The sequence below is a fragment of the Deinococcus aetherius genome (assembly GCF_025997855.1).
Taxonomy (GTDB): Bacteria; Deinococcota; Deinococci; order Deinococcales; family Deinococcaceae; genus Deinococcus; species Deinococcus aetherius.
In genome coordinates, this window is sequence record NZ_AP026560.1 from 2,415,780 (window position 1) to 2,433,767 (window position 17,988).

The 17,988-nt window shown below is 70.9% G+C and carries 15 protein-coding genes and 5 tRNA genes; 17 read left to right on the forward strand and 3 right to left on the reverse strand.

What is annotated here, in order from left to right; translation table 11 throughout:
• Positions 1-198: 198 nt before the first annotated feature.
• The 8 genes from DAETH_RS12285 to rsr all read left to right on the forward strand — a co-directional run bounded on the left by DAETH_RS12285 (position 199) and on the right by rsr (position 5,289).
• Positions 199-531 carry an Asp23/Gls24 family envelope stress response protein gene (locus DAETH_RS12285; protein ID WP_264775176.1) on the forward strand — a complete coding sequence of 111 codons (333 nt, stop codon included), beginning with the start codon at positions 199-201 and terminating at the stop codon, positions 529-531.
• A 37-nt stretch (positions 532-568) separates the two neighbouring features.
• A complete protein-coding gene (locus DAETH_RS12290; protein WP_264777435.1) occupies positions 569-2,140 on the forward strand; it encodes a DAK2 domain-containing protein in 1,572 nt (523 codons plus the stop codon).
• 769 nt (positions 2,141-2,909) lie between these two features.
• A tRNA-Tyr gene (locus DAETH_RS12295) sits at positions 2,910-2,996 on the forward strand.
• A gap of 8 nt (positions 2,997-3,004) precedes the next feature.
• A tRNA-OTHER gene (locus tag DAETH_RS12300) sits at positions 3,005-3,142 on the forward strand.
• Between the two features lie 20 nt (positions 3,143-3,162).
• A tRNA-OTHER gene (locus DAETH_RS12305) sits at positions 3,163-3,297 on the forward strand.
• A gap of 25 nt (positions 3,298-3,322) precedes the next feature.
• Positions 3,323-3,515, forward strand: a tRNA-Asn gene (locus tag DAETH_RS12310).
• 17 nt (positions 3,516-3,532) lie between these two features.
• Positions 3,533-3,609, forward strand: a tRNA-Arg gene (locus DAETH_RS12315).
• A gap of 84 nt (positions 3,610-3,693) precedes the next feature.
• A complete protein-coding gene (rsr, locus tag DAETH_RS12320; protein ID WP_264775177.1) occupies positions 3,694-5,289 on the forward strand; it encodes an RNA-binding protein Rsr in 1,596 nt (531 codons plus the stop codon).
• A gap of 47 nt (positions 5,290-5,336) precedes the next feature.
• Here the strand turns inward: rsr and DAETH_RS12325 are convergent, their stop codons facing one another.
• The gene (locus DAETH_RS12325; RefSeq protein WP_264775178.1) at positions 5,337-6,320 is read right to left on the reverse strand and encodes an acetamidase/formamidase family protein; all 984 of its coding nucleotides are present in this window, start codon (positions 6,318-6,320) and stop codon (positions 5,337-5,339) included.
• Positions 6,321-6,349: 29 nt separating this feature from the next.
• Between DAETH_RS12325 and murF the strand changes: the two genes are divergently transcribed.
• Positions 6,350-7,627, forward strand: coding sequence for a UDP-N-acetylmuramoyl-tripeptide--D-alanyl-D-alanine ligase (murF, locus tag DAETH_RS12330; protein WP_264775179.1), 1,278 nt, complete (start codon positions 6,350-6,352; stop codon positions 7,625-7,627).
• A 36-nt stretch (positions 7,628-7,663) separates the two neighbouring features.
• Here murF and DAETH_RS12335 read toward each other — a convergent pair whose 3' ends face one another.
• Together DAETH_RS12335 and DAETH_RS12340 are read right to left on the reverse strand one after the other, a co-directional pair.
• Entirely contained in the window at positions 7,664-7,963 is a 300-nt protein-coding gene (locus DAETH_RS12335; RefSeq protein WP_264775180.1) for a hypothetical protein, read from the reverse strand.
• Between the two features lie 79 nt (positions 7,964-8,042).
• Entirely contained in the window at positions 8,043-8,954 is a 912-nt protein-coding gene (locus DAETH_RS12340; RefSeq protein ID WP_264775181.1) for an SDR family oxidoreductase, read from the reverse strand.
• A 203-nt stretch (positions 8,955-9,157) separates the two neighbouring features.
• On the opposite strand from DAETH_RS12340, the gene DAETH_RS12345 reads away from it, so the two are divergent.
• The 8 genes from DAETH_RS12345 to aroC all read left to right on the forward strand — a co-directional run bounded on the left by DAETH_RS12345 (position 9,158) and on the right by aroC (position 17,862).
• Entirely contained in the window at positions 9,158-9,478 is a 321-nt protein-coding gene (locus DAETH_RS12345) for a winged helix-turn-helix transcriptional regulator (protein WP_264775182.1), read from the forward strand.
• Between the two features lie 55 nt (positions 9,479-9,533).
• Positions 9,534-10,259, forward strand: coding sequence for a hypothetical protein (locus tag DAETH_RS12350; RefSeq protein ID WP_264775183.1), 726 nt, complete (start codon positions 9,534-9,536; stop codon positions 10,257-10,259).
• A 457-nt stretch (positions 10,260-10,716) separates the two neighbouring features.
• Positions 10,717-11,907, forward strand: coding sequence for a type IV pilus assembly protein PilM (pilM, locus tag DAETH_RS12355; RefSeq protein WP_264775184.1), 1,191 nt, complete (start codon positions 10,717-10,719; stop codon positions 11,905-11,907).
• Positions 11,900-12,583, forward strand: coding sequence for a fimbrial assembly protein (locus DAETH_RS12360; RefSeq protein ID WP_264775185.1), 684 nt, complete (start codon positions 11,900-11,902; stop codon positions 12,581-12,583). The genes pilM and DAETH_RS12360 overlap by 8 nt, the downstream gene beginning before the upstream one ends.
• A complete protein-coding gene (locus tag DAETH_RS12365) occupies positions 12,573-13,211 on the forward strand; it encodes a type IV pilus inner membrane component PilO (protein ID WP_264775186.1) in 639 nt (212 codons plus the stop codon). The genes DAETH_RS12360 and DAETH_RS12365 overlap by 11 nt, the downstream gene beginning before the upstream one ends.
• Before the next feature lie 8 nt (positions 13,212-13,219).
• Positions 13,220-14,377, forward strand: a complete 1,158-nt coding sequence (locus DAETH_RS12370; RefSeq protein ID WP_264775187.1) for a hypothetical protein — start codon at positions 13,220-13,222, stop codon at positions 14,375-14,377.
• Between the two features lie 3 nt (positions 14,378-14,380).
• Positions 14,381-16,597 (forward strand): type II secretion system protein GspD, encoded by a 2,217-nt coding sequence (locus DAETH_RS12375; RefSeq protein WP_264775188.1) that lies wholly within the window; start codon positions 14,381-14,383, stop codon positions 16,595-16,597.
• A gap of 116 nt (positions 16,598-16,713) precedes the next feature.
• The gene (gene aroC / locus DAETH_RS12380) at positions 16,714-17,862 is read left to right on the forward strand and encodes a chorismate synthase (RefSeq protein WP_264775189.1); all 1,149 of its coding nucleotides are present in this window, start codon (positions 16,714-16,716) and stop codon (positions 17,860-17,862) included.
• Positions 17,863-17,988 lie beyond the last annotated feature (126 nt).

A 17,988-nucleotide genomic window follows, 5' to 3' on the forward strand; every position in this document is an offset into this window, starting at 1 on the left:
ATCTCCTGACGATTCCCTGACATTAAGGACTTCTTCAGATCAGCGGACCGTGACCCCACGGGAGAGGGTTGCGGATGAGATAGGCCTTGCTCGTACATTTTGGGCAGGAGTCCGGCGAACGGGCTTGTCCTCCGTGTTGGAGGCATGGCAAGGGCATTGGTGGGAGCCCGCCGGGGCTCACGTATACTGACGTCTACTGTGACTGGCACCATCAACATCACCGAGGCGGCGCTTGCCTCTCTCATCGGCCTGACGGCGCACGAGGTTCCGGGCGTGGTCGGCATGGCCCCCGCCAACCTCAAGGAGGGCCTGTCGCGCGTGCTCGGCCGCGCCAACGCCCGCGAGGGGGTTGTGATCGGCCGCGAGGGACCCGACTACCTCGCCGACCTGTACGTCGTGGTCGCCTACGGGGTCAGTATCCCCACGGTCGCGCGCAACATCGTGGAGCGGGTGGAGCACATCGTCCGCACCCAGGCGGGCATCACCCTCAAGGCGACGCGCGTTCACGCGGTGGGGGTGCAGCGTGCCTGAACATGTCGAACTCCTCAAACCCGCCGACCTCGCGCGGATGCTGCGGGTGGCGACCGACTGGCTGGGCGTGTACCGCGAGCAGGTCAACGCCCTGAACGTCTACCCCGTCCCCGACGGCGACACCGGCACGAACATGCACCTGACGATGCAGTCGGTGCGGCGCGAACTCGACACCTGCGACGAGAGCAGCATGGCCTCGGTCGCCCGCGCGATCAGCTACGGGGCACTGCTGGGGGCGCGCGGCAACAGCGGCGTGATCCTCTCGCAACTCCTCAAGGGCTTCGCCGAGGCGGTACGCGACAGGCCGACCGTGGACGCGCGGACGCTGGCGGCGGCTTTCCGGGCCGCCCAGAAGGCCGGGTACGGCGCCGTCATGAAGCCCGTCGAGGGCACGATCCTGACCGTGGCGCGGGGGGTGGCGGACGGGGCGGAGGGACCGCGTGAGCGCGAGACGGTGGACGCCGTGCTGGAACAGGCGCTCTTTGAGGGTCAGCGTCTCCTCGACCAGACGCCCGAGATGCTTCCGGCGCTCAAGCAGGCGGGCGTGATCGATTCGGGCGGGCAGGGCTACCTGTACGTGGTGCAGGGGATGCTGGCGGCCCTGCGCGGTGAGGCGCTGCCCGAGGCACCCGAGATCACGAGTTACGCTCAGGAGGGGTTCGAGACCGAGGAGTTCGGCTACTGCACCGAGTTCCTGATGTCGGACTCCACGAGGTCCATCGAGGACATCCGCGAACTCGTCTCCCCCTTCGGGGACAGCCTGCTCGTGGTGGGCGCCGAGGGCTACGTCAAGGGCCACATCCACACGAACGAGCCCGACGAACTCCTCGCCACGGTGGGCCGCTACGGCCGGATGCTCAAGACCAAGGTCGAGGACATGTCCGAGCAGCACACCGAAATCCTGGGCATGGCGGGAGCTGCCGCGCGGGCCGAGGAGGAGGTGCCGCCCTCCGGCCTCGTCGCCGTCGCCAGCGGGTACGGCCTCGTCAAGCTCTTCCGCTCGCTGGGCGCGCGTATCGTCTCGGGCGGGCAGACGGCCAACCCCAGCGTGCAGGACATCGTGGACGCGGTGCGGTCGGTGAGCGCCGAGAAGGTTCTGATCCTCCCCAACAACAAGAACGTCCTGATGGCCGCCGAGAAGGCGACGGAACTGATGGAGGGCCGCGCCGTCGTCGTGCCTACCCGCACGCTCGGGCAGGGAATGGGCGCCGCGCTCGCCTTCAACGCCGATGTGGACGCCGAGACGCTGAGGGCCGAGATGGAGGAGGCCGCCGGGAGGGTCACCACCTTCGAGGTCACGCGCGCCAGCCGCACCACGAACATCACGACGAAGGACGGGCGCACTCTAGCGATCAGCGAGGGCGACGTGATCGGCCTGCAAGACGACGAACTCGTGCAATCGGGCGGCACTCCCGAAGATTCCGTTATGGAGATGCTGATGCGCGGTTACAGCGGCCAGGAGATCGTCACCGTGTTCGGCGGGCCGCAGAAGACGCCGGAAGACCTCCAGGCCCTCGCCGAGCGCGTCGGGCAGGACTACCCCGAGGCCGAGGTCGAGGCGCACTCCGGCGGGCCGGACCTGTACGACTATCTCGTGACCATCGAGTAGAGGCGCAAGGGGCAGAAAGCGGAGGCAGAGGGCCGGGGTGGCGAGAGCGGAAGCGTCCCCGGCCTTCTGCTGTCTGCCGTCCGCCTTCTGCATCACTTGGCTTACTCCTTCCCTGCGCCATGCGGCGAATGTGCCGCCCACCGCTCCCTCCGTAGACTCTGCCCCGGGTGAGGACGAGGCCACGCGCCGCGCCTCACTGACCGGGCCGAAGACGCTGGGTTACCTACCTTCCTGTAGACCACGCCCCAGTGTCACGCCTTGCCCGGTCTTTTCACCCTGATTCCATCGTCCGGCGGCCAGGACGCCCGGTTGTCTGCCGGGTGACGCGGCCCTCGTGTCCCGCCGGGATCGCCAATGCTCAGGGCCGAAGGGCGACGGTTATTCTTCACCATCCCCGAGGAAACCGTGCTTCGCGCACGTGCACATCCCGTGGCCCACCCCTTGCCCTGAGCCCTTCACGCAGGTTTCGTCCAGCAGCAAGACGCCCCGCGACCAGCGGGGAGACGGCGGTGCCCCTGCTTGATGGGACTGGCGACCAGCCTGCTCCACGGGGAATCTTCCCCTGCCGCCCCCCCTCGTCCGGTTCTCCTGGGCCGAAGCGAGAGGGTAACCCTTCCCCGACCTCTCATGGTGGGTGTTCAACCCCTCCGCACCTCTTGCCCCCGGCTTGCCCGGCGGGCCGACGCGCGAGGGTTCTCGGTGAAACTTGGTTCGACTCCAGACACCCACCCCACAGGGCACCGCCGGAAGGCCCCAACTTCCGGCACATGGATGGGCGGCGACGGAGGCGAGTCGCGCCGGTCTGTAAAACCGGAAACTTCGGTTTCTGTGGGTTCAAGTCCCACCCCATCCACCAGTCTCGGCGCGGCGCGGTAGCTCAGTTGGTAGAGCAAACGCCTGCCTTCCACGACCCCTTGCCCCCGTGCCCCCGGGTGCGACGGGCCGCAGCGGAAGGCTTACCGATACTCGTTGGGTCGCAGGTTCGACTCCTGCCCCGCCGCGCGGAGACTCTTCTTCAGATGGGAACGGTAGCTCAGCGGACAGAGCACTTCGCCTGACCACCCCTTGCCCCCTGTTTCGCCGAGATGGGCGGGCCGAAGGTCCAGGCTTATCGACTCCGGATCGAGAGGTCGCGGGTTCGAATCCCGCCCGTTCCCACCTCCCTTTGTTCTCTCATCGCGTGGAGCGGTAGCTCAGTTGGTACGTGGCCGGACGCTTCAGGGCGGCCTGAAGCTTGCCTTGCAGTGCATGAAGCGTCTCTGCGTGCCTGGGTAGAGCAGGAAAACCCCTTCCGGCATCCCTTGCCCCACGGGCCGAAGCGGGAAGGTTACCACTGTTAATGGCCGGGTCGCGGGTTCGAGTCCCGCCCGCTCCACCTCACAACAACCTCAAGAAGCGGTAGCTCAGCAGGACAGAGCACCCGGGAGCGAACCGGGAGGCTGCAGGTTCGACCCCTGTCCGTTTCTCCACCCGGCACGCCGCGTGCCCGGTCGCCGCTGGTGACTCCAGCGCCCCTTCTCCCCCCTCGCCCCCTTGAAAGGAGGGCCGAAGCCATGAAGAACCTCCTGAAAGCCGTTTCTCCGAAGAGCCGCAAGCAGACCGAGCGCCTGGACGCGCGTCAGGTCAAGAACAACGCGGGCGGATTCGTGTACGCCCTCCCGGACGAGGGCCGCCTGACCCGCTTCCTGGTGCTGGGAACCGATGGCGGCACCTTCTACGCGGGCGAGCGGGCGCACACGGTGCAGGCCACCGACTTCGTGCGCGAGTTCGTTCAGCGCGACGCGGCCACCGCCCTGCGGGTGACGCTGGACGCGGTGCGCGGCAACCGTGCGCCCAAGATGGACCCCGCGCTGCTCGTGCTCGCGCTGATCGCCAAGACGGCGCCGAACGTGGCTGACCGTCAGGCGGCCTGGAACGCACTCTCCGAGGTCGCGCGCACGGGCACGATGCTGCTGCACTTCCTGGCCTTCGCGAACGCGCTGGGCGGCTGGGGTCGCCTGACTCGCCGGGGCGTGGCGCGCGTGTACGAGGACGCGCCCCTGGAGCGCCTCGCGCTGTGGGCCGTGAAGTACAAGGCCCGCGACGGCTGGCACATGCGTGACGCCCTGCGCCTCGCGCACCCCAGGACCACGGACGAGGCCCGCAACGCGGTGCTGCGGTTCATGGTGAACGGCGTGCTGGAGGGTGCCTCGGACCCCGCCCTGCGCGTGATCGAGGGCCACCTGCTCGCCCTGAACGCAGGGACGGACGGCGAGGCGGCGAGGCTCATGGGCGAGTACGGCCTGCCCATCGAGGCGGTGCCCACCGGGCTGCGCGGGGCGGAGGTCTACCGCGCGGCGTTTGCGACGAACGGCCTGACGTGGCTGCTGCGTAACCTGGGCAACCTCGGTCGCGTGGGCGTGCTGAGCGTCAACGACTCCGAGGTGACGCGGGTGGTGACCGAGCGCGTCACCGACCCCGCCCAGCTCAAGCGGGGCCGCATCCACCCCCTCGACGCGCTCAAGGCTCGCCTCGTGTACGGCCAGGGGCGCGGCGTGAAGGGCGGCGGTGAGTGGGTGCCCGTGCCCCGGGTGGTGGACGCGCTGGAAGACGCCTTTCACACGGCCTTCGGGAACGTGCGGCCCGCCGGAACGCGGCATCTGCTCGCACTCGACGTGAGCGGCAGCATGACTTGGGGCCAGGTCGAGGGCACGCCCGGCCTCACGCCCAACATGGCCGCCGCCGCGATGAGCCTGGTCGCCCTGCGCACCGAGCCCCAGGCGCTGACGATGGGCTTCGCGGACGGGTTCCGCAAGCTGGGGATCACGCCGGGAGACACGCTGGAAGGCGCCATGCGTAAGGCTCAGAGCGCGAGCTTCGGCGGCACCGACTGCGCCCAGCCGATGCTGTGGGCGGCCCAGAACAGGGTCGAGGCGGAGACCTTCGTGGTCTACACCGACAACGAGACCTGGGCGGGCAAGGTCCACCCCACCGTCGCCCTCGACCGCTACCGCCAGAAGACCGGCCTCCCCGCGCGCCTGATCGTGGTGGGCCTGACGGCGACCGGATTCAGCATCGCCGACCCCAACCGGGCCGACATGCTCGACGTGGTGGGCTTCGACAGCGCCGCCCCGGGGGTGATGGCGGACTTCGCGCGGGGGGAGTTGTAAGAGTAGGCCAGAGGCAGGAGGCAAATCACGCCTTCTGCCTTCTGCTTTCAGCCCTCCGCGAATACATCCAGCGGCAGAAACGCGCTCACCGTGTAGTTCGGCGCGTCCACGATCTGACTGATCTTGAGGTCCACGCACACGCTCGACAGCACGTAGGCTTCCTCCAGGCTCAGCCCGCGCGCCTGGAGCCGCCGCAGGAGAGCACGGAGAGCGATCCGGGCCGCCGTGATCAGGTCGGGGTCGTGTCCGGTGGTCGCGTGCCAGCGGGTGCTGCTGCCGCCGTGGGTGGGCGTGGTGAATTCCGGGGTGGAGAGCCCCGCGCCGCGCTCTAGCCCAAAACGGAGCGTCACCTGTCCGGCGCACTCGATCCCCGTGCCGCTCAGTTCGCCGTCCCCCTGCGCCGCGTGCAGGTCGCCCACCGAGAAGAGGGCGCCGGGGACCTCGACGGGGAGATAAAAGCTGCTGCCCGCCACGAGTTGCCTGACATCCATATTGCCGCCCACCTGCCGGGGCGGGGCGGTGGGGTGTGGGCCGGGCTCGGCGGGAGCGACGCCCATCACACCGGGGAAGGGCGCGAGCGGGACGCGGATGCCGGGGCGGAAGTCGGCGTGGGTGCCCGCCCGCAGGTCCCAGAGGTGGGTGTAGGGTTGCAGGCCCTCCTCGGCCAGCACGGCGTCGAGGAGGCCGATCCCGTTCGGACGGCAGGCGGTCCAGCCCCAGGCGGCGGCCCGCACGTCCAACAGTTCGACGACCAGCGCGTCGCCGGGCTCGGCGCCCCCCACGAACACCGGCCCCGTCAGCGGGTGGCCGCGCGGTCCCTCCCGGGCGGGGAAGGCGTCGGCGGCGATCAGGGCGGCGAGTTCGGGGGGCGCCTCCACCTCCCCCGCCGCCACCCGCCGGGCCACCGCGCCGTCCGAGGCATCCAGCGTCCCGAAGGTCACCGTGTCGCCAGGCCGGATGCTCAGGGCGGGCGCAAGGTCGCGGTCCCAGACCGTGTGGATGTGCGCGGTGCCGAGGTGGGGGTCGCTCATGAGCCCCAGGGTACGGGTATCCTCCGCCCATGCTCGACCCCCGCGCCGCCCTCCCCTTCCCCGCCGCCGTTCACCCGGACGCCTCCCCCGCCGCGCGCCTGACCTGGGACTCGCGGCAGGCCGGCCCCGAGGTGGCCTTCGTGGCGCTGCCGGGGGAGCGGATGCACGGGAACAGCTTCGTGGAGGCGGCGCTGGCGGCGGGCGCGCCCTTCGTCCTCACCGACCTCGACGTGGAGCGGGCGGTGCGGGTGCCGGAGGCGAGGGAGGCCCTCTTTACCTGGGCGCGGGCGGAGCGGGCGAGGAATGGGCTCGTCGTCGGCATCACGGGCAGCGTGGGCAAGACGACCGCCAAGAGCTACGCGGCAGCGGCGTTGGGCGCGCACACCATGCCCGTGTACAACACCATGCCCGCCATCGCCTGCTTCCTGATCGAGTTCGGCAGAAGCGAGCGGCCCCTTGTCGTGGAGATGGGCATCGACCGGGTGGGCGAGATGGCCGAGCTGGTGGACCTCGTGCGGCCCGACATCGGCGTGGTGACGAGCATCGGGGAGGCGCACCTGGAAGCCCTGGGCAGCGTCGAGGGCATCGCGCGCGAGAAGGGCGTGATCCTGCAAGGGCGGCGCGGGCTGGTGAGCACGCAGGCGTCGCCCTGGTATCCCGGCGCTGCGACCTACGGCTTCGGCGAGGGGGCGACCTTCGCGGGGGAGGACCTGGAGGTCACGCCGGAAGGCGCCCGCTTCTCCTTCCGGGGCGTGCCCGTCTCCCTGCCCCTCGCCTCACGGGTGCAGGCGGAGGCGGCGGTGCTGGGGCTGGCGCTGGCCCAGGGGGCGGGGGTGTCCCCGGAAGAGGCGGCGGCGCGGATGGCGGACGTGCAGGTGCCGGGGGGCCGCTACCGGGTGCATCCGGGGCGTTTCACCGTGATCGACGACGCCTACAACGCCTCGCCGCTCGCCGTGCGGGCTGCACTCGACGCCCTCGCCGCGTTCCCGGGCCGCCGGATCAGCGTGCTCGGGCGGATGCTCGAACTCGGCGAGACGGAGCGCGAGCTGCACACGGGGGTGGGCGCCCACGCGCGCCAGCGGGCCGATCTGACCTACGGGGTCGGAGCCTTCGCCCCGGAACTGGGCGACCGCGCCTTTCGCACCGTGCCCGACCTCCTCGCCGACCTCCTCACCGAGGTGCGGGACGGGGACGTGGTGCTCGTCAAGGCGAGCCGGGGCATCAGTTGGACGCCCGAGAGGCGGGCCGAGGAGGGCGTGGGGCTGGACGTGGTGGTCGACGCCCTGCTGCGGGAGCGGGAGGAGTGAAGTGTCTGAGGTCAGTTCTCCCCAAGGTCATCAACCTTAGACAAGGCCTGACGGTACTCCCCAGTCGAAATCAGCTCCGATACGGCCAGCCGGAGGGTCTCCGGTCGAAAGTCCTCTAAGATGATCATGTCGGACGCCCAGAAGAACTTTTCCCGACCGCATTCGCCCGTCGTTCTGTAACGGGTCATCAACGTTGAAATCATATCGAGTGTCAGTGCCGTGCCGACGTACCTTGATTCGCACATGAAAATCGACGGCGGAAGCATCCTCGAACGCGCGCTGGAGGTCTTCCACAACCAAACTGATTTCATAGCCGTCGCCCCGGATGTTGAACACATTGTCTCCTTACCCTTCAACGGGACAGGGTGCGGCCACCTGTAGGTGAAGCCGCCCCCTGTCCTGTTCCGTTTGAGGGTCAGACCGTCTGGTTCTCCACCGCCGGGCTGAATGCCCCCGCGTGCTGCCGCACCCATTCCTCGACGGTGGTGAGGCGCACCGGCATCTTTGCCAGGGCGGCGTCTATGTCCACGTGGGTAGACATCATCTCAGGGTTCGTGTAAGCCATCTCGTAGGCGCGGGTCACGTCCTCGCCCATCCCGGGAAACACGCGGTCCAGCCGCTCGCCGAACTCGCGCGGGGGCATGGGCCGGAAGGTGACCTTTCGCCCCAGGGCGCGGCTGAAACGCTCGGCGACCTCCTCCCCGCTCAGGCGCTCGGGACCGCTGATCTTGAGGTTCAGGGGCGCGAGGTCGGGGTGGCCGAAGGCGTACACCGCGAAGGTGGCGACGTCGGCGGTGGCGATCCACTGGATGCGGACCTCGTTCGGGGTGGGGTAGGCGAAGGTGTCTCCCTCCGCCACCTCCTCCCGGGTCCAGGGCCCCAGCAGGTTTTCCAGGTAGGCCGTCGGTTGCAGGACGACGTGGGGCACGCCGCTCGCCTCCAGGTGCGCGAGGAGGTCCCGCCGCAGGTCGAGGGCCGGGTTGCCGGTGGGGCCCGGGGGAATCTCGCCCGTGGGGTTCCAGACGATGAGCCGCACCCCCGAGTCCCGCGCCGCGTCGATCACGTGGCGGCCGTACTCCAGCGCGGCGCCGGGGTCCGCGAAAAAGGGGACGAGCAGGAACACGCCGTCCGCGCCCCGCACCGCCGTCCGCACCGCCTCCACGTCGCCCAGGTCGCCGGGGGCGGCCTCGGCACCCCTGGCGGTCAGGTCGCCCGCCCGCTCGGGGTGGCGAGCGAGCATCCGCACCCCGTACCCCGCCTCCAGCAACCCCTCCACGACCGGCCGTCCCTGTGAGCCCGTGGCTCCCGTCACGAGAATGGTCTGCATGGTCCCTCCTTTGGGAGAAGCGCGTGCCGGGACAGGGGCGAGGCCGGGGCGCCGGGTCCTGCCCCCGCCGCTCCTCTCCTGCCCACACGTCCTGCGGCCGGATGAACGCCCTCCGGGCGCCCCCGCACCTCTCCACGGGCTCACCCTAGCAGCCGTGCATCAACAGTTGAAGAAGGCACCAAAAAGGAACATAGTTTCAGGAGATGAACTACGAGGAGCAGGTGCGCCGCAAGGAGTGCAGCGTGGAGCGGACGGTGGACGTGATCGGCGGACGGTGGACGACCCTGATCGTGCGCGAACTCCTGCGCGGAACCCGGCGCTACGGCGAGTTGCGCGCGGCCCTGACCGGGGTGAGTCCCAAGACCCTGACAGACAAGCTGCGCGAGCTGGAGGAGCAGGGGGTGCTGACCCGCACCGTCTACCCGGCGGTGCCGCCCCGGGTGGAATACACCCTGACCCCCAAGGGCCGGGCCCTGGAGGGCGTGATCGCCGCCATGCACGCCTGGGGTGACCGCTGGACCTGAGCGGGACGCGGGGAGGCTTCACGCCCCTCAGCGTCGGCCCGGGGAGAATCGGGCCATGCGCCGCCTTCTGCTTTCGGCCCTCTGCCTTCTGCCCCTGACCGCCTGCGCCCCCACCACCGCCACCCGCGCCCCCGCCTTCGACGCGGCCTTTGGCGTGGAGGGCGTGGCGTGGGTGGACGGGGGGCGGGCCTGCGTGGCGCGGGCGCCCTCATACCGGGCGGTCTGCCCAGCGCTCCCCCCGGCGGTCGCGGTCGCCTGGAACGGCGGGGACGCCTGGGCGGCGGTGCCCGCTGCCGGGGTGGTCGTGACCCTCGACCGGGCCGCGCGTTCGGTGGCGGCAGGGCGCGTGGTGGCGCTGTCGAGCACGCGGGCCTACCGCGAGGACGGCAGCGCCGTGACCTACGCGGGGGCGGCGGCGACGGGCGTGGCGGGAGCACCCTCGGCGGCGGTCACGGGCGGGGACGGGCAGGACTACGTGCTCCTGGCGGGAACGCTGCGCCGGGTGGAGGACGGGGTGATCCTCGACCGCGCGCCGCAGCCCTTCCTGCGCGTCACCCCGACGGGGGTCACGACGGCGAACACGCCCGGCGTGGTCACTCCCCAGGGCACCTATCGCCTGACGGGCACCGCGCTCGAACGGGTGGACGCCTCGGGCCGGGTCCTGGCGAGCGTGCCGCACGGGCCGGGCCGGGTGGGCTTTGTCAGCGCGGACGTGGTGACGGTCGCGCCGGGGGGCGCGGTGCGGGTCTTCGACGTGGACCTCCGGCCGCTGACCCCCTGATCGCGGTGCTCCGCCGAAGCCCCAGGAGGACGACACCCCCCGGGCTCCACTCCGGCCGCTGCTCCTCACGGTTTTCCGCCTCGCCCGGGACGCGGGAAGCGAGCGGCTTCCCCGCAACTCCTGCCGCCACCGCCGGGAGTCGACCCCTTTGTCCACCCCGGAGGTGAACACGGGGCGAGAACCGCCGCCGGGGAACCTTCACGTACTGGGGGCGTGAAGCTGGAAGGCCCGGCGGCACGTCGCGCTTCCGGGCAAGGCGCTGAATTCCTCGGCTGACACGCGAAAAAAACGTGCCGGAGCCCGAAAACTGTCAGAGTTCCGTAAGTGGGCAGGTGGTTGCATGAGCCGTTGATGCACCCCCGTCCCCGTCCGTCGTGGCCCCTGCGGCCCCCCGCCCGCGCCCTGGCCCGCCCGAGCATGAGCAAACGTTAAAGCCTGCCGAAGTCCTGGAGGGAGAATGTCGAGCTTCTTACAACGCCTACTCAACCCGCGCCCGGCGGCCATCGGGGTGGAGATCGGCACGAGCGCCATCAAGGTGGTGGCCCTGCGCCCGGGCTCGCCCCCGGTGCTCTCGCACGCGGTCATGATCCCGACGCCCATCGGAAGCATGCGCGACGGGCTGGTCGTGGAGCCGCAGGCGGTGGCGGGCGAGCTGAAAGCGCTCCTCGCCGAGCACCGCATCACGGCGCGGCACGCGGTCACCGCCGTGCCCAACCAGTCGGTCGTGACCCGCAACATCATGGTGCCCCGCATGGAGCGCAAGGACCTCCAGGAGGCCATCAAGTGGGAGGCCGAGCGGTACATCCCCTATCCCATCGAAGAGGTGAGCCTGGATTTTGACCTCCTCGACGACCCCGCCACCATCCCCGAAGACGGGCAGATGGAGGTCGTGATCGCGGCGGCCCCCAGCGAGGCGGTCACCCGGCAGGTCGAGGTGCTGCGGCTGGCGGGGCTGGAGCCCACGGTGGTGGATCTCAAGAGCTTCGCGGCCCTGCGCGCCCTGCGCGGCAGCCTGCTCGGCGAGCACCTGACGGCAGCGAGCACCGTGGACGGCACGACGGTCGCCGGGCTGAGTCCCGGGGGCGAGGTGGGGCTGGTGCTGGAGATCGGCGCGAGCAGTTCCGTGATCAGCCTCGTGCGCGGGGAGCGGGTGCTGATGGCGCGCAACATCGGCGTGTCGGCGGACGACTTCACGACCGCCCTGCAAAAGGCCTTCGACCTCGACTTCGGCGCCGCCGAGGAGGTCAAGCTGGGCTACGCGACCGCCACCACCCCCACCGAGGACGAGGAGGACCTGCTGAACTTCGACCTCGCCCGCGAGCAGTACTCCCCGGCCCGGGTCTTCGAGGTCGTGCGCCCGGTGCTGGGCGACCTGATCACCGAGATCCGGCGCTCGCTGGAGTTCTACCGGGTGCAGTCGGGCGACGTGGTGGTGGACCGGACCCTGCTCGCCGGGGGCGGCGCCAAGCTGCGCGGGCTCGCCTCCGCCATCGGCGACGCGCTGGGCTTCCGGGTGGAGGTCGCCAGCCCCTGGCTCTCGGTGCAGACCGACGGGGCGAACGTGGACGGCGGCTACCTCCAGACCCACGCGGCGGAATTCACCGTGCCGCTGGGCCTCGCGCTGAGGGGGGTGCCTGGCCGTGGTTGAACTGAACCTCCTTCCCCCGCAGGAGCGCAAGCGGGGCGAGCCGAACGTCTGGAAGTACGCGGCCTACGTCCTGCCGCCCGTGACGATCCTGGCCCTGCTCGTCCCCGAGATCGTCGTGGGCCGCCAGGTCGGGCAGTTGCGCGCGGAGCAAGACCGCCTGAACGGCGAGATCGCCGCGCTCGCCCCCACCAAAAGCGAGTACGACCGCCTGACGGCTACCGGGCGCACTCTCGAAGAGGTCACGGCGGTCGCCGGGCAACTGCGGGACGGCAAGACGTACTGGACGAACGACGTGGCGTCCTTCTCCGCGCAGCTTCCGGCGGGGGGCGGGGTGGCGCTGACCTCCATGAACGTCAGGCCCCTCGACGCGGGCGCCTTGAGCAGCCTGCAACAGGGGGGCGTGTACGTGGGCAAGAACGTGGTGCGCGAGATCGACCTCTCGGGCACGGCGCGCAGCCAGCAGGCGGTGGTGAACTTCTTGAACGTCTACGAGAACGACCCGAACTTCGCGGTGAACTTCCGCAGCCTGGGGCAGGAGGGCGAGACGGGCCGCTACACCTTTGCCGCCTCGGTGGGGCTGGTGGGGAAGGGCGCCGACACCCCGGCGGAAGGTGCCCCGGACGGAACCCCCACCCCGGCCTCGGCGGGCAACACGGGAGGCAGCGATGTCCGTTAAGCTCGCGCCACGCTCGCTCTTCCTGATCGTCCTCGCCGCCTGCGTGCTGGCCGCGATGCTGTGGTACTTCCTGCGCTTCCAGCCGCGCCAGCAGGAGATCACCCTGCTGCGCGGCGACCTGGAACTCACCCGCAGCCGCGCAGAGCAGTACCGCGCCGCCCAGCGGGCCCTGCCCGAACTGCGCCAGACGGTCGCGCGGCTTCAGGTGGAACAGGACCAGTTCCTGCGCGCCCTGCCCGCCACCGCCCAGTTCGGCACCGTGCTCGACGAGGTGCGCCGCAACGTCACCGCTGCGGGTGCGGAACTCACCACCTTCACCGTGCAGAACGGCAACGTGGCGGGATTGCCGGGCGGGGTGCGGCCCATCAACCTGAGTCTCAGCGTGCGGGGGCGCTTCGCCGAGGTATTCCGGGCACTCCGGTCGCTGGAGACGCAAAACCGCTTCACGACCGTGGGCGCGCTCGGCCTGCAACTGCCCCAGGCAGACGCCTTCGATCCCGAGCTGGAGGGCACGCTGGGCCTCACCGTGTACACCTTCGACCAGACCCAGGCGAGCGGCACGGGAGGCGCCCCCCAGGCCCCGAACGCCGCCCCCGCCGCCCCGCCCGCCCAGGGGGGAACCCAGTGAAGAGCCCCGTGACCCTTGCCTCCCCGAACCTCAAGCTCTCGCGCGAGATGAAGGTGCTGCTCGTGCTGCTGCTGCTCGTCGCCCTGATCGGGGGCGGGTACGTGTGGCTGAGTGCGCGCCACGCGCAGTCGCAAGCCCTTGCCCAGACGCCGTCCGGTCCCGGCGGTGACCCGGCCTCCGGGGCGGCGGACGGGCAGGAGGCAGCCCCCGACGCGGGCCTGCGGGTCCAACCCGACGGGCAGGTGGAGGTTCCCTCCATCCCAGCCTTCGGTGCCGATTCCGACGCCAACGCCGCCCGGCCGAAGGCCGAGGCCGCCCCCCCGCCCGGCGGCATCAACCCCGATACCCCCCTGGCAGCGCTGCCGCCCGGCAATCCCTTCCGGCCGCTCGAACTCGCGGCGGGCACGGCCACCGGCGCGGCGCCCTCACCGGTGGCGGCGGCCCCGGTGACGGCACCACCGGTCAGCGTGACCCGGACGGCGCTCCCGGCCACCCCCTTCACGGCCCCCGAGCCCCTGCCGAGCGTGGCCGCCCGCGCCGACGACCCGGTGCCCACCCCCGCCGAGCCCGTCGTCATCCCGCCCCTGCCGAGCACGAACGCCCCCGTGAAGGTGGCCTCCGCGCCGGTGAGCGGCAAGGCGTTCCCCGTTCCCGGCACGCCTCCCGCAGGCGTCGTCACGCTCACCGCGCCGAGCGGGGGACGTGAGCCCGTGCCCGCCGCCCCGGTCCCCCCGGCCCCCCCGGTCCGTCCCCCCGTCGCGGGCGTCCGCGTGCCCGGCGGGGCCCTCGACCTGAACGCCCTGCTCGGGCCGCGCTCCTCGGCCAGCGGCGGCGCCACGGGGGCGGCCGGAACCGGGACGGCCTCCGCCACGGCCCTTCCCACCCCCGAACTGCCGCAGCCCATCACGCAACTCGGTGGAGACCGTGTGGACGCCGCTCCGGTCAGCCCGCTCGACGACCTCGTGCGGCGGCGTGAACTCGCCTTCGACGCCGGGGTCCTTGGCCCGGTGAACACCGCCATCTTCCGCTCGAAGGGCGGCTTCCTGGTCGTGTCGGTGGGGCAACCCCTGCCCGACTCGGACGTGGTGGTGAAGGACGTGAGCGCCAGCGGGGCCACCCTCGCGCTCGGCACGGAAACCAAGTTCCTCGAACTCGACAAAAGGTGAGCCATGAAGAGATACGCCCTCCTGCTGACCGCCGCGCTCGGCATGGCCGCCGCGCAGACCCCCGCCCCCGCCCAGGCCACCGCCGCCAGTTCCTCCCGCCTCGCCGACGCCGGGCTCTCGGGCGCCAACGTCACCTTCGACATGCACCGTGCCGGGAGTGACCTGACCTCCATGCTGCTCGCCCTGGCGAAGAGCGCGGGCTACGAGATCATCATGGAGCCCAGCGTGGACGCCGTGCTGCGGGGCAACAACGGAGGAGACGCCGCGCCCCAGGGGGCGGCGAACACTCCCGCCCAGGTCACCTACTCCTTCGTGAATAAGCCCTTCAACGAGGTCTGGCCGCTCGTGCTCGACATCTACGGCCTGAGCTACGAGACCCTGCGGATCGGCGGCAAGCCTGTCCTGCGCGTGAGCGCCAAGCCCGTCCAGAAGATCGTCAAGCTGCCGGAGACCCTGAGCGCGCCCCTGGTGGAGCGGCAGCTCAAGCTGTCCTTCGGCACCCTGAAGACCGTAAGCAGCCAGAGCAACGCCGCCCCGGCTCAGGGCGCGAGCACCAACACCACGGAGACCACCCGCGACGAGGTCGTGCTCGACTCCCCCACCATGCGGATCATCGCGGAGCCCACCTCGAACAGCGTGATCATCCGGGGCACGAATCAGGAGGTGGCGCAGGTCGAGCGGCTGCTCGCCGAGATCGTCGCCGCGCAGCCCCCAGCCGTCCGAGCGGCCGCCGCTCGGCCTTCCAACATGCAACACGTCTACACGGTGAGAGGCCAGCAGGCCGACGTCACCTCGCTGCTCGGGGCGCAGTATCCCGAACTGAAGGTCGCCCCCCTCGGGCAGAGCGGACAACTGATCCTGACCGGGCCGCAACCCCAGCTCGACGCCGCCCTCGCGTTGCTGGGTCAGGTGGACCGCCCCGCCGTACAGACGGCACAACGCATCTACAACGTCAAGGGGCAGCAGGGAGACGTGACGGCGCTGCTCGCGGCGCAATACCCCAGCATGAAGGTTACGCCGGTCGGGCAGACCGGACAACTCGTTCTGGTCGGGCCGCCCACCCAGCTCGACGCGGCGCTCGCCCTGCTCACGCAGGTGGACCGCCCCGCGCCGCCCCCCCAGGCCGGGCCGCAGACGGTGCAGCGCGTCTTCCAGCTCATCAACGCGAGCGCCGAGGAGGTCAAGGCGACGCTGGAGGGCACGTTGGCGCGTGAGGTGAGCGACGAGGGCGGCGTCGGGCAGAACCTGAAGAGCCTGCCCACCACCCTGCTCGACGTGAACGGCAACCCCATCAACGTGGCCCTGCCCCCGGCCGGCGCCACCGGCTCGGGCGGCACCACGACGGGGACCCAGACCACGGGCACGACCGCCGCCCGGCCCGCCGCCGAGGCCGTCACCCTGATCGCCGACAAGCGCACGAACACGCTGATCGCCCGGGGCACCGAGGCGCAGGTCAGGCAGATCGCCGAACTCATCCCGCAGCTCGATCAGGTCGTGCCGCAGATCAACGTGCAGGTGCGCATCCAGGAGATCACCGAGGACGCGAGCCGCAGCCTGGGGGTGGACTGGAAGGTGGGCTTCGGGGGCTTCAACGTCTCGCTGGGGGGCGGCGGCCTGGGCGCGACGTTCGACCCCACCCGCAGCCTGATGGGCTTCAACGTGTTCCCAACCCTTCAGGCCCAGGAGAGCCAGGGCCTGAGCAAGCAGGTCTACGACGGCAGCATCACCATGCAGAGCGGGCAGCGGTCCCTGGGTGCGAACGGCAGCACGCAGAACTCGTCGAACGGTGCGGCGGCCACCATCAAGTCGGGCGGGCGGCTGGAACTCAACATTCCCTCCGGCGCGGCCAACGTGCCCCCCATCCAGAAGCAGATCGACTACGGCGTCAACCTCGACTTCTTCGACCCGCAGGTCGCCCCGGACGGCACGATCACGCTGCGGGTGCGCGGTCAGGTGAACACCCCGAAGTCCGCCATCACGCCCAGTTCCGTCCCCAACGTGCTCGACTTCTCCAACAGCGAGGCGCAGACCACCATCACCTTCAAGAGCGGCCAGACGGTGCTGCTCAGCGGCCTGCTCGGCAACACCGAATCGACCGGCAAGACGGGTGTGCCCTTCCTGTCGAGCCTGCCGGTGATCGGCGGCCTCTTCGGCAAGCAGTCCACGACCAAGAAGGCATCTCAACTCCTGGTGGTCATCACCGGCAACGTCGTCCGGTAGTTCCTGCCGGTTTCAGGCGGGCGGCTCTCCACGCGGGGGCCGCCCGCTTCCTCTCCCCTGCCCGCCGTCTGGGCAGCCCCCCGGGCCAAACCTGACGGCGACGCTACATTCCCCCCATGAGGTACTTGACCGCCGGGGAGTCGCACGGGCCGCAACTGACGGCCATCATCGAGGGGTTGCCCTCGCAACTGCCGCTGGGCAAGGGCGACATCGACCCCTGGCTGAGGCGGCGGCAGGGTGGCTACGGGCGGGGCCGCCGCATGGTGATCGAGACCGACGAGGCCCAGATCCTCAGCGGCGTGCGCGCGGGCCGCACCACGGGGGCGCCGATCACCCTCGTGGTCGAGAACCGGGACCACCGCAACTGGACCGAGATCATGTCCCCGGAGCCGGGCGGCGAGCCCCGCAAGAAGGCCCTCACCGACGCCCGCCCCGGCCACGCCGACCTCACGGGCGGCATCAAGTACCGTCACAAGGACCTGCGTGACGTGCTGGAGCGGGCCTCGGCGCGCGAGACGGCGGCGCGCGTGGCGGTCGGGTCGGTGGCCCTCAAGCTCCTGTCCGAACTCGGGGTCGAGGGGGCGAACTACGTGGCGAGCCTGGGCGGGATCGAGACCCGGCAGCCCTTCTCCTGGGACGCGCTGGACGCCATTGAGGAGTCCGACCTGCGGACCCTGGACGCGGACGCGGCGGCGCAGATGCGCGAGCGGATCGACGGGGCGAAGAAGGACGGTGACACGCTCGGCGGCATCCTGGAGGTGCGTTTCCGGGGGCTGCCGGTGGGGCTGGGTTCCTTCGTCCACTGGGACCGCAAGCTCGACGGGCGGATCGCGCAGGCATGTCTCAGCGTGCAGGCGATGAAGGGGGTGGAGATCGGGCGGGCCTTCGAGAACGCCACCCGGCCCGGGAGCGGCGTGCACGACGCGGTGTACTACAAGGAGGGGGGCTACGCCCGCGAGACCAACGCGGCGGGCGGCCTGGAGGCGGGCATGACGAACGGCGAGGAACTCATCGTGCGGGTCGCCATGAAGCCCATCGCCACGCTGATGAAGCCGCTGCCAACCGTCAACGTCGTCACGCACGAGGCCTCGGACGCGGCGCGCGAACGCAGCGACACGACCGCCGTGCCCGCCGCCGGGGTGATCCTCCAGTGCGTGATCGGCTGGGTGCTCGCCCACGCGATGCTGGAGAAGTTCGGGGGTGACACCCTGCCCGAGTTGCAGGAGCGGGTGGCGGCGGCGCGGGCCTACGTGCAGGCGTACTAGGGAGCCCGGTGTCGTCGCCGCTGGCGGAGCGAGTGGAGGCGGGCCTGGAAGCGTACCTTGCGCACCCGGAACCTCCCGAGGACGTGGCCCATGGGCAGAGTGTGGCGGTCACGCTCAGAGGCGGGC